Source organism: Candidatus Venteria ishoeyi (genome assembly GCF_030378065.1).
In the GTDB taxonomy this organism is placed as follows: domain Bacteria; phylum Pseudomonadota; class Gammaproteobacteria; order Beggiatoales; family Beggiatoaceae; genus Venteria; species Venteria ishoeyi.
This window is the reverse complement of record NZ_JAUCGJ010000050.1, coordinates 1-14223: the sequence shown is the minus strand read 5'-3', so window position 1 is coordinate 14223 and position 14223 is coordinate 1. Positions and strand designations below refer to the sequence as shown.

At 43.9% G+C, this 14223-nt stretch carries 16 protein-coding genes; 6 read left to right on the top strand and 10 right to left on the bottom strand.

Translation table 11 applies throughout. From position 1 onward, the window contains the following. The first annotated feature begins 39 nt into the window (after positions 1-39). The 3 genes from QUF61_RS14725 (at position 40) to QUF61_RS14715 (ending at position 1269) form a co-directional block, all read left to right on the top strand. Positions 40-294, top strand: coding sequence for a type II toxin-antitoxin system Phd/YefM family antitoxin (locus tag QUF61_RS14725; RefSeq protein ID WP_289682372.1), 255 nt, complete (start codon positions 40-42; stop codon positions 292-294). 244 nt (positions 295-538) lie between these two features. Further along, entirely contained in the window at positions 539-823 is a 285-nt protein-coding gene (locus QUF61_RS14720) for a hypothetical protein (RefSeq protein ID WP_103919702.1), read from the top strand. Next, positions 820-1269, top strand: a complete 450-nt coding sequence (locus QUF61_RS14715) for a type II toxin-antitoxin system VapC family toxin (protein ID WP_103919703.1) — start codon at positions 820-822, stop codon at positions 1267-1269. Before QUF61_RS14720 ends, QUF61_RS14715 begins: the two co-directional genes overlap by 4 nt. 447 nt (positions 1270-1716) lie before the next feature. On the opposite strand, the gene QUF61_RS14710 is transcribed toward QUF61_RS14715, so the two are convergent. The 5 genes from QUF61_RS14710 to QUF61_RS14690 form a co-directional block, all read right to left on the bottom strand. Beyond that, on the bottom strand, positions 1717-2736 hold the full coding sequence (locus QUF61_RS14710) for a hypothetical protein (protein WP_289682370.1): 1020 nt from the start codon (positions 2734-2736) through the stop codon (positions 1717-1719). Between the two features lie 640 nt (positions 2737-3376). Continuing rightward, positions 3377-4396, bottom strand: coding sequence for a hypothetical protein (locus QUF61_RS14705; protein ID WP_289682368.1), 1020 nt, complete (start codon positions 4394-4396; stop codon positions 3377-3379). A gap of 301 nt (positions 4397-4697) precedes the next feature. Continuing rightward, complete coding sequence (locus QUF61_RS14700; protein ID WP_103918861.1) at positions 4698-5039, bottom strand: hypothetical protein; 342 nt, start codon at positions 5037-5039, stop codon at positions 4698-4700. 135 nt (positions 5040-5174) lie between these two features. Next, positions 5175-5405 carry a YgiT-type zinc finger protein gene (locus QUF61_RS14695; protein ID WP_103918860.1) on the bottom strand — a complete coding sequence of 77 codons (231 nt, stop codon included), beginning with the start codon at positions 5403-5405 and terminating at the stop codon, positions 5175-5177. Then, positions 5402-5677 carry a DUF4258 domain-containing protein gene (locus QUF61_RS14690; RefSeq protein WP_289682365.1) on the bottom strand — a complete coding sequence of 92 codons (276 nt, stop codon included), beginning with the start codon at positions 5675-5677 and terminating at the stop codon, positions 5402-5404. Before QUF61_RS14690 ends, QUF61_RS14695 begins: the two co-directional genes overlap by 4 nt. A gap of 489 nt (positions 5678-6166) precedes the next feature. On the opposite strand from QUF61_RS14690, the gene QUF61_RS14685 reads away from it, so the two are divergent. The 3 genes from QUF61_RS14685 (at position 6167) to panC (ending at position 9412) form a co-directional block, all read left to right on the top strand. Continuing rightward, on the top strand, positions 6167-6310 hold the full coding sequence (locus QUF61_RS14685; protein WP_289682363.1) for a hypothetical protein: 144 nt from the start codon (positions 6167-6169) through the stop codon (positions 6308-6310). 231 nt (positions 6311-6541) lie between these two features. Then, positions 6542-8515, top strand: a complete 1974-nt coding sequence (locus QUF61_RS14680) for an autotransporter assembly complex protein TamA (RefSeq protein WP_289682362.1) — start codon at positions 6542-6544, stop codon at positions 8513-8515. Between the two features lie 33 nt (positions 8516-8548). Continuing rightward, positions 8549-9412: a pantoate--beta-alanine ligase gene (gene panC, locus QUF61_RS14675; protein WP_103918856.1), complete on the top strand. Its 864-nt coding sequence runs from the start codon at positions 8549-8551 to the stop codon at positions 9410-9412. On the opposite strand, the gene QUF61_RS14670 is transcribed toward panC, so the two are convergent. The 5 genes from QUF61_RS14670 to QUF61_RS14650 form a co-directional block, all read right to left on the bottom strand. Further along, positions 9402-10091, bottom strand: a complete 690-nt coding sequence (locus QUF61_RS14670) for a DUF4231 domain-containing protein (RefSeq protein WP_103918855.1) — start codon at positions 10089-10091, stop codon at positions 9402-9404. The genes panC and QUF61_RS14670 overlap by 11 nt on opposite strands. Beyond that, the gene (locus QUF61_RS14665; RefSeq protein WP_103918854.1) at positions 10088-10471 is read right to left on the bottom strand and encodes a J domain-containing protein; all 384 of its coding nucleotides are present in this window, start codon (positions 10469-10471) and stop codon (positions 10088-10090) included. The genes QUF61_RS14670 and QUF61_RS14665 overlap by 4 nt, the downstream gene beginning before the upstream one ends. Before the next feature lie 311 nt (positions 10472-10782). Then, complete coding sequence (locus QUF61_RS14660) at positions 10783-10962, bottom strand: hypothetical protein (RefSeq protein WP_103918853.1); 180 nt, start codon at positions 10960-10962, stop codon at positions 10783-10785. 5 nt (positions 10963-10967) lie between these two features. Further along, a complete protein-coding gene (locus QUF61_RS14655; protein ID WP_103918852.1) occupies positions 10968-11798 on the bottom strand; it encodes a hypothetical protein in 831 nt (276 codons plus the stop codon). A gap of 467 nt (positions 11799-12265) precedes the next feature. Next, positions 12266-14041, bottom strand: a complete 1776-nt coding sequence (locus tag QUF61_RS14650) for a Na+/H+ antiporter NhaC family protein (RefSeq protein WP_289682359.1) — start codon at positions 14039-14041, stop codon at positions 12266-12268. Positions 14042-14223: the final 182 nt, after the last annotated feature.

The following is a 14223-nucleotide window of genomic DNA, read 5'->3' as shown; positions in this document are numbered from 1 at the left end:
TTTTTTGTACAGTGGTTTCAATAACTGAGGACAAACACCATGCAACTCACCTTGCCTTTAACCGACATTCAAACCAACCCGACACTGGTGGTTCGCCGCGCCGCCGACAGTCATCAACCTGTCGTATTGACTCAGGCCGGGGAAGGTGTGGCGGTCATCCAAGCTTTGGAAGATTATCAACGTACCGAAGCCAATATCGAATTTATGCGCACCATTATCCAAGGACTTGCGGATATAGAAGCCGGGCGCGAAGTTTCGCTTGCTGAAGCGCGGGTACGCTTAGGGTTAAATTGATGGGTTTAGCTGTCACCTTAAGCGAGTCAGCCCTTGTTGCGTCTGCCTAATGCTGAATAGCAGTTAATCCTCAACCTCATTTTTGCTTGAGACCATAGCCCACTCACTGCTTCGAAAACCAGCAATAAAGGCAATAAGGGGGACAATTTTCGTGGTAAAGATTTAGGTGATTAATGCCAAAAGTTGTCATGAATTTCGATTTGAACCTGACAAATGAAGTACACCTCAAAAAGGAAATAAATTGATGAACGCACAAGCTATAGAAAGTTTATTCCATCAAGCGGAACAGTTGCCTGTTGATGAACGTCTGTTACTGATTGAGCGACTGGTGGAAAGCGTTCGGCGTATACATGCTGAAACCATGCCGCAAGCCATCCCGAAAGCCTCACAACAAAACACTTCGAAATGGGCCAGATTGGCCCGGCGGGTTAAAGAAAATCCCATCGCATTGGGTGATTATACCGTGCAGCTAAAACGTGATATGCAAGAGTTCAAGGATAACTTTGCTTTTAAGCATGATGAATCATGAACTACTTGCTTGACTCCAACACCGTATCGGATTTTTACAATTCTGATGCACCCGCCCACGACCCAATACTGGATCGGTTTGCACGCCTGGCGGAAAGCGATGAGATTTATGTTTCAGTGTTGACTCTATACGAGTTGGGATATGGTTTAGCAAATGCGCCGGAAGATAAGAAAGAATTGGTGAGAAAACAAATATGGCAAGCACCGCAAGACTTCGAGCTTCTGCCGTTATTCCCGGAAGGCGCGGAATTGTTCGGTGATTTGAAGAAAGCTTTGCAAACACAACGCACGCTTGGTGCCAGGCAAATGCGGCGGCATAATGTGGATTTGATGTTGGCAGCGACTGCAATTGTGACGGGCAGCGTTTTAATCAGTGGTGACTTGGGATTTGACGACTTGCAAGGGTTGCATCCTGAGTTGCAGTTTGATGATTGGACTCGAACATAAGCCTCGTTAGCAGGTAAGCGCATCGAAACATTTTCAACCCGAGCAGTGCTTTGCGCACATCCTGACTGACAAGATTCTAAAAAAATAAAAATATAAAACTACACTAAAATTCCAATTTCCTCAACCAGTCAAATTATTAAAACTCAGAAATAAATCAAAAAAAACACCCTGATTGCATGAAAAAACCAAAAATCAGCCACAAGTTAACTATGGCGGTACTTTTACGCCAAGGTAAAAAAAATTAAGACATCCAAAAAAATAAAAATATAAAACTACACTAAAATTCCAATTTCCTCAACCAGTCAAATTATTAAAACTCAGAAATAAATCAGAAATAAATCAGAAAAAACACCCTGATTGCATGAAAAAACCAAAAATTAGCCACAAGTTAACTATGGCGGTACTTTTACGCCATAAACATTGTTCAATGTAAAATGGAAATATGCGTTATTGGTATAACAATCGGGCAGCACTTTGCCCCTTAAACCATTTCTGTCCCTGCCTTTCAGTTTCTTCCAGTAAATGGCGCATAATGCCAACAACCTTATAAAAATGATTACCATAATGTTGTATGCCATCTATCCAGTTATCTTGCTTAATTTCCAAACGTTGCAAAATAGGCTGAATATGCGCGGGAATAGCACCACGTTTACCATCACGAATACAACGCCCGGTCCAGTCCACCAGTTCAAAATATTCTTCCTGGCTGATGGACAGGCAAACATGCGTATTTTGCGTGGCTTGAGGTTTCCCGGTTTTTTTAGTCTCAGCAAAAGGTAAAAGCCATTGGCTTTGTGGTTTTGAGGATAATTTTTTTTCAGTCTCAACTCTTGCTGCAAAAGAAGTAAATTCAGAATCTTCCGGGGTTTGCGCAATGGCAGCGCGTACCGGATTGAGGTCAACATACGCCATGCAGCTAATCAAAGCGGCATCATCCAATAAAGCCTGAGATTTAAAACGCCCTTCCCAAAACCGCCCGGTACACTTATCTTCCTTATTGGCCTGCCGTGCAACCGGCTCATTCAGACAGCGCATAAACCAGCTTAAATCTGCCAGACGCTCGCGCCACAAGACTACCTTTTCCTCATCCGCCGCCAGCCGCGCAAAATAAGCACTGACTACTTCATCATCAAACTGTTCGCCATCACTTTCTTTTAAAGCCTGCGGTGGAAACAAGGTACACCAACGCTTGACCACTTCTTCAGCATCCCAGGTCAAGCTCTGCTCATAATCCACATGCAGTACCAAATGGTAATGGTTGCTCATAATGGCATAAGCGCAAACCTCAACCGAAAACTGCCCGGCAAGCAGTTCCAGCCTGTCCAATATCCATTGCCGCCTATGTTCGTAATCACACCCACTTTGCTTATCAACACCACATAAAAAAGCACGGCGCACGGCGCGGCTGATGCAGTGATAATGACCGTTGGTGTGTTTGCTTACTTGTGCTTTGCGTGGCATGGGCATGGCTTTGCCTCTCTGTTTTAAGTTTAGGACAGGATAACAGAAATACTGGTGTTAGGTATATTTTAATGGCTGTCTTAATTTTCCCTTCCAGGGAACATAGCATAGGGGACACGAGGGACACCTAAAACCCTAAAATAGTCAGTGTATAACATATCAATGAGTAACACAAAAATGGCCTATCTATATAAAAAATAATAAAAAAGTACTCTCTCTATAGCTACCCAAGGGTTCTTTGTTGATAACTTTTATATGTCCCCTGTGTCCCCTGGCTTTGTAATCAGGGACTTAATTAATTTTTTTGCAGGTACTGTATAAAAGAACAGGGTTTTCAGGGGACAGGCGGGGACATTGGGGGACATGTGGGGAGTCCCCGTTTTTGGAGAGGTGGGAGGGCTTGGGGTTGGACATAAAAAAACCCGCTTGCGTGGGTTTTGGTTTAGAAAAATTAAGACATCCAAAAAAATAAAAATATAAAACTACACTAAAATTCCAATTTCCTCAACCAGTCAAATTATTAAAACTCAGAAATAAATCAGAAAAAACACCCTGATTGCATGAAAAAACCAAAAATTAGCCACAAGTTAACTATGGCGGTACTTTTACGCCATAAACATTGTTCAATGTAAAATGGAAATATGCGTTATTGGTATAATAATCGGGCAGCACTTTGCCCCTTAAACCATTTCTGTCCCTGCCTTTCAGTTTCTTCCAGTAAATGGCGCATAATGCCAACAACCTTATAAAAATGATTACCATAATATTGTATGCCATCTATCCAGTTATCTTGCTTGATTTCCAAACGTTGCAAAATAGGCTGAATATGCGCGGGAATAGCGCCACGTTTACCATCACGAATACAACGCCCGGTCCAGTCCACCAGTTCAAAATATTCTTCCTGGCTGATGGGCAGGCAAACATGCGCATTCTGCGTGGCTTGCAGTTTCCCGGTCTTTTTAGTCTCAGCGAAAGGTAAAAGCCATTGGCTTTGTGATTTTGAGGATGATTTTTTTTCAGTCTCAACTCTTGCTGCAAAAGAAGTAAATTCAGAATCTTCCGGGGTTTGCGCAATGGCGGTGCGTACCGGATTGAGGTCAACATACGCCATGCAGCTAATCAAAGCGGCATCATCCAATAAAGCCTGAGATTTAAAACGCCCTTCCCAAAACCGCCCGGTACACTTATCTTCATTATTGGCCTGCCGTGCAACTGGCTCATTCAGACAGCGCATAAACCAGCTTAAATCTGCCAGACGCTCGCGCCACAAGACCACCTTTTCCTCATCCGCCGCCAGCCGCGCAAAATAAGCGCTGACTACTTCATCATCAAACTGTTTACCATCACTTTCTTTTAAAGCCTGCGGTGGAAACAAAGTACACCAACGCTTGACCACTTCTTCAGCATCCCAGGTCAAGCTCTGCTCATAATCCACATGCAGTACCAAATGGTAATGGTTGCTCATAATGGCATAAGCGCAAACCTCAACTGAAAACTGCCCGGCAAGCAGTTCCAGCCTGTCCAATATCCATTGCCGCCTATGTTCGTAATCACACCCACTTTGCTTATCAACACCACATAAAAAAGCACGGCGCACGGCGCGGCTGATGCAGTGATAATGACCGTTGGTGTGTTTGCTTACTTGTGCTTTGCGTGGCATGGGCATGGCTTTGCCTCTCTGTTTTAAGTTTAGGACAGGATAACAGAAATACTGGTGTTAGGTATATTTTAATGGCTGTCTTAATTTTCCTTGTTCACGTTTGCAGCAGACTTAACCGCTTGCAACGCTCCGCCAAAGGCGCAACACTCGCTACTGGTGGTTGGTTAGACCTTCTTGTAATCAATTACTTGATTATACCAGACAGAGACTTTCACTCTGTTAGAAATGACAAGCTTCGCTTGTCGCACAATGGCTATCTTAATTTTCTTAATTTTCTTGGACGTTGGGATAGAGGTAAAATAGTTTCTTAATCAATGTTCTCATCATCAAAATGTTCGACTTCATGAAGCCTGACAAACCATGTTCCATTTCCACCTTCTTGCCAACTCCCAATTAGCAATGGACCAGCTTCATCCCAGTATACCCTACCAGTAACTTTTCCTTTTTCATGTTCATTTCCTTTTGTGGCAGAAAATTCACCTTCAAAAATACGACCATCTTGTGAAAGCAGAGTAACCAAATAAATGTAATCTTCGCTTTCAAATTCAATGACTATTTCCTTTTCTTTTCTATATATAGCTCTTTTAATTTGAACAGGCTCATATGACCACCAACAAGAACCAGTAAACTTTTTTGGGAAGTTTAGCAAACTTTATTCTCCTGATTAAATTTAATAATAAAGGGGACGTTATCATTTTCGTGGTAAAGATTTAGGTAATTAACAACAAAAATGGAAGCGTTCCAATTTTTTCACCCAAGTGGGAAGTGGGAATCGGCGATCCAGTCAAGCTGCAAAATCTTCTACTTGAATTAAACGCTTTTGATGCATTTTATTTTGTTGCAAGCGTTCAATTTCATGCAAAGTTTCAGCAGTAATATATTGCTCATGGCAATGACGGCAAACAATTAAAGGTATATCCTCAACCACTAACAGCATTTCACCACGCCCAAAGGCTTTAGCAATGGGTTTTATCTTGGCTGCTTCTCCACAAACAGGACAAATTGTATCTTTCATAATAAATACACCGTAATAATTACAAGCTGATTTTTGATTTTAGCAACTACCTCAGCTTCAAAACCATCGCAACTTACCCCATAGACAATATATTTTATTTCCAAAGTTTTGGCATCTTGCTCACTGCGAATAATTGAGCCATTGAGTATGATATTTTCTATGTCTCTAATATGTAAGTCATCGGTAATCATTTCATCTAGCGCATGATGAGTCATAACATACTTTTTTTCTCGAACACATCTACAAATTAAATTATATTCTCGTTCAAACAAATTTAATTTCCTTAGGAGTGAGGATAAAATAAATACAGAAACTGGGCGCAGGATTTTTTTTCATTTTCAAGGCGTGAAAACAGGCGCATAGCAAGCTATGTAACTGTTTTCGGAACGCAGAAAATGGAGAAAAAGACCAGCCAAGTTGCTGAAGTTATAAAATTCTCGCTCCTTAACGTCTATTTTATAGCCCCTACGTGCCGGGTGCATTCCCAAAATATAATATCGAACTCTAGGAGACTGTCCGAGAACTTAGTTTTTCAAAAAATCGGATTTTTAACTCATTGATAAGTAATGAGTTAATTTTAGCAAAATCGTTGATTTTGCTATTCTCGGACAGCCTCCTAGACAGGCTGAAAAATTGGTGAAAACATCGTAACCCTCCTAAATCTTTTAGCGAAGATAAGGACAGGAAGGAAATGATGCTGGAAAATATCATACAGGAATTTGAACAGTGGATGAAACAAATTAGGAGGCACTCACCTAAATTTGAAAAAAATACTATTACTACATGTGGATTATGAGCAGAGTTTGACCTGGGATGCCGAGGAAGTGGTTAAGCATTGGTATACCTTGTTTCCAGCGCAGGCTTTGAAAGAAAGTGAGGTAAACAGCTTGATGATAATGTGGTAAGCACTTATTTTGCGCGACTGACGGCAGATGAGGAGAAAGTGACCTTGTGGCGGGAGCGGTTGGCGGATTTAAGCGGGTTTATACGCTGCCTGAACGAGTCGGTTGCAAGGCAGGCAAACAAGGAAGATAAGTGGCACTGAACCATCACGGAATTTGCTCACCATTTATTGATTTTATCTGCAAACACAATGTGAGTTGCCTTAAATGGCAATTCTGCTACCATCCTTTATCATGTTAACGACCTGCCTACATTTTTCCCCCATTCTGAAGCGCTTTGCGTTGACAGGTTTTTTTTGTCTGTGTGGCTGGATAGCAACACCGCTTTGGGCGTTGGAAAAAAAACCTGAGGCAGCACAAAATAAACCCGCAAAACCCAGTATTGCACTGGAAGTTGAAATCAAAGGTATTTCCGGCCCCTTACTGGATAATGCCAGGGCTTATCTGTCTCTGGAGCAGCAAAAAAATCTGGACACGCTATCCGCCATTCGCATTAAACGCCTGTTTAAGTCCGCGCCCAAAGAGTTGAGCCGCGCCTTGCAGACATTTGGTTTTTATCATGCTCAAATCCAGACTGAACTGCGCGAACCTGATGGACAAAATAAAACCTGGCAGGCCATATTTATAGTAAAACAGGGAAAACCCGTCACATTGCAAATAGTGGAAATCAATTTATCCGGTGCAGGCAAAGACGATGCTGCATTTCAGCAACTGCTGCAACAGCAGGCACCCAAAATTGGAGAGGTGTTCCGCCATAAACCCTATGATCTGCTGAAAAAAAACTTACAGGATTTGGCTGAGGAGCGCGGTTATTTTGATGCCAATTTTACCCAGCACCGGGTTTTAGTGCATAAACCCAGTTATCAGGTTGATTTATTTTTACACATGGAAACCGGGGCGCGTTACCGCTTTGGCAAGGTAAAGTTTTTACAGGATTATTTTCAACCCGCCTTATTGGAAGCCCTGATACCTTTTAAACCTGAAGAATTTTACAGCACAGAAAAATTCCTGAAGTTTCGCAGTGCTTTAGGTGGCAGTGATTATTTTCAGGACATCAAGCTGCAAAGTCGGCGTGACCGCGAAAATCAGGTGGTGAACATTGCTGTCAAGCTCAAGCGCCGCAACCGCCGCAGTTACCGGGTGCGCGTGGGGTATGGTACGGATACCGGGGTGCGCGTGTTGCTGGATATGAACTACCGTTATCTCAACCATTATGGACACCGTTTTGTACCCAGCCTGGGTTGGTCGTTTAACCGTCAGCGCCAGATTGCCAATCTCAGTTATATTATCCCGCTGGGAGATTACCGTACGGATTATATACAAACCACGCTGGCTTATAAGGGTGAGGATTTTTATTCTTCAGACATGCCGTTTAATGGAACCGAAACGCTGGATGGGCGCACCCGTGTGGTTGATAGTTCCATCACCCTGGCGAAATATCACCCGCGCCATGTTGCAGGTTTATCCTTAACCGAAATACTCAGCCTGACCTATCTGGAAGAAAAGTATAATTTAATGCCCTTGTTATTTTCCGCTGCAACGCAAGAGGTTTTAGAAGAACTGGAAGGCACGGATATTGGCAGCCTGTCCCCGCTCAGACCCCATTTTAAGGTGTTATACGCAGGTCTGAACTGGCGTTATACCCAGGCCGATCAACGCCTGCGCGCAAGCAAAGGCCAACAGTTGGAGCTGCGTTTAAAAGCCGCAAGAAAAGGCTGGGGTTCTAATGTTTCGTTTACTCAGGCCTGGCTTAAAGGTCGCATGATACGCCGCTTGGCACCACGCTCACGCTTACTGCTACGCGGTGATATTGCTTATACCCAGGTCGATACCCTGGACATTCTGGGTACATTTAATGCCAATGATTTACCCAAGGAACTACAATTTCGCACTGGTGGCGATTACAGCGTGCGTGGTTATAAATACGAGGAAATCAATGGTGGCGATGAAACCCTGGGCAGCGGCAAGCATATGCTGGTGGGCAGTATTGAATATGAATACCGTTTTCTGGAACAATGGAGCGCCGCAGCTTTTGTCGATATGGGCAATGTGTTTAACCGCTTTAATAAGATGCAATTAAAAACCGGTATCGGCACGGGCATACGCTGGCAATCACCGGTAGGCCCGGTACGCCTGGATATTGCTTATGGCCTGAGTAAGACCAGCAGCCCCTGGCGTTTGCATTTGAATATTGGGCCAGACTTCTAAATGTAATTGATAAAGGTATCATAAAAATAAACCATGAAAATATTAAATAACATTCCCTTATTACAAAGTTATCTGCAACAACAATCCGCTAAACGCGCACTGGTTCCCACTATGGGCAATCTGCACTCCGGCCACTTATCTCTGGTGGAAGCCGCCAAACAACAAGCGGATGAAGTGGTGGTCAGTATTTTTGTCAACCCTTTGCAGTTTGGCCCCAATGAAGATTTTGGGTGTTATCCTCGGACCTTTGAAGCCGATTGCGCCGCCTTAAGCGAAGCTGGCGTGGATGCGGTATTTGCGCCCGATACTCATAGCTTGTATCCACAAGGCCAAGAACGTGCCACGCGGGTGGATGTACCGGAACTTGGAGATATTTTATGTGGCACTATCCGCCCCGGGCACTTTGTTGGCGTCACTAGCGTGGTACTGCGTTTATTAAATCTAGTCAGGCCAGATATTGCCTTGTTTGGTAAAAAAGATTACCAGCAATGGTTAATTTTACGGCAGATGGTGCAGGATTTATTTTTGCCCATTGACATCATCGGCTTACCGATTATTCGTGATAATGATGGTTTGGCAAAAAGCTCCCGCAATCAATACCTCAGTAAGCAACAACGCGACATTGCACCTTATCTGTATCAGGTATTACAAAAAACTGCACAGCAACTCCAGTCAGAGGGCAGTAATTATCAGGCATTGGAACAGGCTGCCAGCACAGAGCTGGCACAACAGGGTTTTGTGGTGGATTATTTTGACATCCGCCGTGCTGAGGATTTATTACGCCCTGATAAAGTCGAATCCCCAGCCGCTTTGATTATTTTAGTGGCTGCCAAGCTGGGCAATACACGTCTGATTGATAATTACCAAGGATCATCATCAAATAAAGTTAGGCTCTGAGTTTACGCACTGTCGTTGCAGGGCGTAATATCTTTGGCTCAACCTTCTGTTTAGCATGACCCGCCGAACGGGTTTTAGCCGGGTTGGTACGTAATTGTGGCGCTTTGGCTTTTTTAGGTAGCACTTCCTCCACAGCGTTATATTCATTTTGAACAAAGCGCGCAATATCTGAAGAAATCACCCCTTCCACCCGCTCAACCAAAAGTCGCTCGGCCCGTTGCAGTGGCAAATTGGCATACGCGCCGACCCGCAGACGGAACATCCACTCCTCTTTTTTTAAGGTTTCCTCATTGGCGCGATAATTAAACCAATGGGTTTGTGGTTGTCGTAACTTCTCCATGCCTGCCAACATGGCAATCAAAGAAGATAATAAAGCCGTGGCAATACTCGCCCAACTCATGGGTAGTTCCATTTGGCTATAAGCGAGCATCCACTCATTTAAAAATAAAGTGACTATCGGCTCTGTCACCACCACCATCGGGATCAGCAAGCTCAGAAAAATAATAATGCTTTGTATACGCATGAAACTGCGTTTATTTTTACTCGCCTGACGCTCATACCAATGCTGTTGATAGCGCAAGCGTTGCTGGATGTAATGCCGGATATCAATTTTAGCACCAGGCTCAGCCACCTTATCCGCCAGTAATTTTGCGGCTGCCCCTGGTTTATCTCTGCTCATGTGGGTTTCCGGTTCAAACGCGCGTCATAAGATTGACGGGTGCGACCATTGCTCAGCACCTGATAGGCTGCACGGATTTTATTCAGCTGTTGCTGCGCCGCTTCGCGTATCTGCATCGGGCTGGCATTTTGGCTGACACCCAGCAAATGATAATGATCACAGCATTGACTTGGCAGATTTTCATGCTGTAACGCCGGTTTGACAGTTTGCGGTATCACCGTATGGGACATGTTTGTGGTATCTGAACACTTGTCCCCCGTCACTTGGCGTAACCGGTAATAGGCTAAGCGGGCATTGTGGTTATTTTGTGCAGAAAGGGGTTTTAGCTCAAAAAAAGCCGTGGGCTTTCTGATTTTTTTAATACGATCTAAAAAAATCATGATCTTATCCTCCAACAACACTGTATAGCTACTTAAAAAACAATACAGGCTGTTTTCAATGTGTGGAAATAAAAAATAAAGCGTTGGGCGCTCACATTGATTTATAGACTTTCAGATATTCAATTTCCAGATTGAGTGCAGGCAAGTTTTTAACAATGATTCAGTAATGGGATATTATTTACCTGAAAATCTATAAATATGACATAAAATCTTTTTTTGTGCTTGAAAGCACAAAAAAAGATTTTTGCATTTTGCCTGACAAATTACCAGGCAGCTTACAGTGATGTTAACTTACTTGATGACGGTGTATCTCACCCCTTAACCTGAATCAGAGGTACTGATACTTTTACAGCAACCGGTGTGCTGACCTTTCCCATATCACGGGCAATGTCTCTTTCCGGTTGACTGACACGTCCCATATCAGAAGCGATTGCAGTACTGGCATAAAGGCCGGTAGCAACAAATAAGGCAGTTATATAATATTTTTTCATGAAAATTACCCCTGAAGGATATGTGTTCTAAACCAAATTAAATCCGGGTCATGGGCGACTGCCAGCTGATCGCGTGACGGTGTGAATTCCGGATTGTGAAATTGCTTATGTACCTTGCGCATTGCATTCCAGAACAATAAGCACTTTTCTCTATTACGCAAAATAGATGCCGAAATCAGTCCGTTTCTTGCCGCAATCCAATTCCAGCTATCCTCTTTAACCACAGCTTCAACGATGGTTAAGTAATCCATATCCCTTAACCATTGCTGAATCCTGGGATCATCTGCTCGCGTACCTGGCTTGCAACTATTAAATTTTGCAGACACCATGCACTGCTGTAACTTATAACGTTGTATCAGTAACTTTTGATCAGCATGATCTTCCAGCGTACCCAGTGCCTGCTGATACCAGTCCAAAGCCCGCACTGTTGAATTGATTTGATCCCGGCGCAGATAAAATGCACGATCAAACTCAATATGACCTAATAACCAGCGTAAACGACTACCTTCCAGAGAACCATCACTGAACGCTCGGTGATTGAGTAACAAAACTTCGGTTGAATCCAGATATTCTGAAAATTCTTTGTGTGAGAGTTTTTCCCGAAAACCCTCATAACGATTTAATAAAATTTCCAGATATGCGGGAAAAGGAGAAGGAACGACCTCATCGTGTAATTGGCCAATTAAAACCTTTGAAATTTCATTGCCACGATAACCGGGAATACGAAAAATCCGGCTAATCGTGCTCAATCCCAATCCGGTTTCTGCCCCAATACGCTCTTGAGACCACCCCGTTTCCTTTTTTATCTCCTGTGCACATTCGTAGAGTGATAACATTTTTATTTCCTACCTTAGCTGTGGTTTCATTGAAATAATGAAATCCTTAAATCAAATACGGCAGATGATTTGGGCAAATCTGCTTATTTACCTGAACGCTATGTAAGTGCCTTGCAGTGCTAAAGACGCTGAAAACTGTTTCCATCTCTTGCTAACTGAGGACTCAGGCTTGTGTGCATTTGATGGGTAAAGAATAACAGGAAACTGAGGCGGGATATGTTCAGCAAACAGGGTCAATATAAGGGGGCAAGTGACTGGTTTTTATGACATTAGGTCAAAACCAACTGCAATTGACCGATGCAAATGACAGGGCCAAAGTGGTTTTGTGGTACTGCTAGAAGAACACAGAAAATGGATAAAAATACAAATTGTGTTTCTGGGGGTTATAAAAATTACTGGAAACACTAAACCTTCCAGGTCTTAAAGACCTGGAAGGTTTTCAGGATTCAGGCATTTCTAAATGAGAATTAAACAAACACCAAAGTCACCAGCGTCCAGCCTATCGCCGCCAAACCTGCGGCAATAGTGGCATGGGGTATCTGAGTTTTAACATGATCCATCAAATCACAGCCGGTACAAGTGGCGCTTAATACCGTGGTATCAGAAATCGGCGAGCATTGGTCGCCATATACCGAGCCATCCATCACCGCAGCAAAACAAATCGTCATAAACAATTGCGGGTGATCCAGGCCATTGGCTTGCGCCACTGCCCAGGCTAAGGGCATAGCCAAAGGGAAAGCCACCGCGTAAGTGCCCCAACTGGTGCCGGTGGAAAATGCGATAATAATGGTTAACAACTGTAAAATCACAGGTAATAACCAATAAGAAAGATTACCTTCTAACAGCTCAACCAGATAAATCGCACCGCCCGCTTCCTTGCTGATGCCTCCTATGGTGATTGCCAACAGCAGAATAACCGAACCCAGCACCACGCCTTTCATGCCATCAGTCACGCCACCCATAACATTACGCAGACTCATACCCCGCAATATCGCCAGCAGCATGGCGCTGATAAACGCCAGACCAAAAGCCCAGCGCACCTGCGGTGAACCGGAGGCGATAAAGGTGCCCACGGCAACGACAATCAGCAGCCCCAGAGGCAGAAAAAATTCAATGACATGCGGGGTATAACCAGGTGGCACATTACTGGCCTGTAATTCTTTTGCACTTAAGGGATTGGCGTTGGGCGCGTTTAATTGCCCAGTGGTTCTGGCGCGAATCATCGCTGCACGCATTTGCCGGGAAGTAAACGGCAGTTTATCGATACTTAATAGAAAGGTGCTTAAAACCGCAAAAATGGCATAAAAACAAAAAGGCACGCTGGCAAAGAAAAAGGTAATGCGATCCGCTTCCGTGAGCAGAAACGGCACCCCGGCAACAAAAATAAATGCCTGCACATAACCTGGCCAGGCATTAAACGCCAGTTGTGAAGCAATCGGAGAGGAGGTGGAATCAACAATATAAGACAGTTCCTCATGGCTGATATTTTCTTTATCAGCAATGGGTTTGACCGTGGTACCCACCACCACCGCGCTGACTGTGCCGCCCTGGAAAAAAATCACACCCAGCATCCAGGCGGTTAATTTTGCAGAGCGTGGGCCGCGCACCACATGCCGGGTCATAAACTCAGCAAATGCCTGCGCTGCACCAGTGCGGTTCCAGATACCCATCAAACCACCCAACAGCCACAGATACAGCAACAACACCCCAGCCGCGCCAGTGGTTGCCAGTTGCGGTACCAGCACGTCTTCGGTAAGGTCATAACGACCCAATAAAAAAGCCCCGGCAACTATGCCGCCAAGCAAGGCCGTTACCGGTTCTTTGCTAATAAAACATAACAACACCGCCACCAGCGCCGGCAGCAAGGACCAGAAACCCCAATGACGTTTGGCAAGACGTTGTTCATAAAGTGTCTGAGTTTGCCCATCCACGCGCTGATCGTGGCTTATGACCTCTTTGAGTAAAGGCGGTCTTTCACCCTGCACACTAAAGTTTTTTAAGGACTGCGTGGTCAACACGGCTTCAGTTTCTGTTTTTACCTTGTGCAGGTATTGTGGCAAACCTCTTTGCACATAAAACAAGCGACCCTGCGTATCGGCCTGAACATCCAGGGTGACGGTTTCCATGACCCAGGTCGGCGAGACTTCAGCACCGACGTAATAAGCCAATAAAGCACCCGTGAGGAAAATCCACAGTGCGGGGGCTTTTAACAAATGTACGACATCCACTGATTTAAAAATCATGATTCTGTCCAAAAAATTTATATCAATTAAATTTATTTTTAACGAATTGTAACTGTTTGGTAAAAAAGCGGGTTTTTAGCTAAAAAATAGTGAAAACCACCTGATTTTAGTGTAGGTTTAGATAATTACATAAAATTATTGATACATGTCATCGTTAAAAATTTAAATATATTAGGTCACGC

What these genes read in the sequence shown, in the direction of transcription:
- QUF61_RS14715 (WP_103919703.1), top strand. Translation starts at nt 820, where the DNA reads ATGAACTACTTGCTTGACTCCAACACCGTATCGGATTTTTACAATTCT.
- QUF61_RS14710 (WP_289682370.1), bottom strand. Translation starts at nt 2,736, where the DNA reads ATGCCCATGCCACGCAAAGCACAAGTAAGCAAACACACCAACGGTCAT.
- QUF61_RS14705 (WP_289682368.1), bottom strand. Translation starts at nt 4,396, where the DNA reads ATGCCCATGCCACGCAAAGCACAAGTAAGCAAACACACCAACGGTCAT.
- QUF61_RS14725 (WP_289682372.1), top strand. Translation starts at nt 40, where the DNA reads ATGCAACTCACCTTGCCTTTAACCGACATTCAAACCAACCCGACACTG.
- QUF61_RS14720 (WP_103919702.1), top strand. Translation starts at nt 539, where the DNA reads ATGAACGCACAAGCTATAGAAAGTTTATTCCATCAAGCGGAACAGTTG.
- QUF61_RS14695 (WP_103918860.1), bottom strand. Translation starts at nt 5,405, where the DNA reads ATGAAAGATACAATTTGTCCTGTTTGTGGAGAAGCAGCCAAGATAAAA.
- QUF61_RS14680 (WP_289682362.1), top strand. Translation starts at nt 6,542, where the DNA reads ATGTTAACGACCTGCCTACATTTTTCCCCCATTCTGAAGCGCTTTGCG.
- panC (WP_103918856.1), top strand. Translation starts at nt 8,549, where the DNA reads ATGAAAATATTAAATAACATTCCCTTATTACAAAGTTATCTGCAACAA.
- QUF61_RS14650 (WP_289682359.1), bottom strand. Translation starts at nt 14,041, where the DNA reads ATGATTTTTAAATCAGTGGATGTCGTACATTTGTTAAAAGCCCCCGCA.
- QUF61_RS14655 (WP_103918852.1), bottom strand. Translation starts at nt 11,798, where the DNA reads ATGTTATCACTCTACGAATGTGCACAGGAGATAAAAAAGGAAACGGGG.
- QUF61_RS14665 (WP_103918854.1), bottom strand. Translation starts at nt 10,471, where the DNA reads ATGATTTTTTTAGATCGTATTAAAAAAATCAGAAAGCCCACGGCTTTT.
- QUF61_RS14670 (WP_103918855.1), bottom strand. Translation starts at nt 10,091, where the DNA reads ATGAGCAGAGATAAACCAGGGGCAGCCGCAAAATTACTGGCGGATAAG.
- QUF61_RS14660 (WP_103918853.1), bottom strand. Translation starts at nt 10,962, where the DNA reads ATGAAAAAATATTATATAACTGCCTTATTTGTTGCTACCGGCCTTTAT.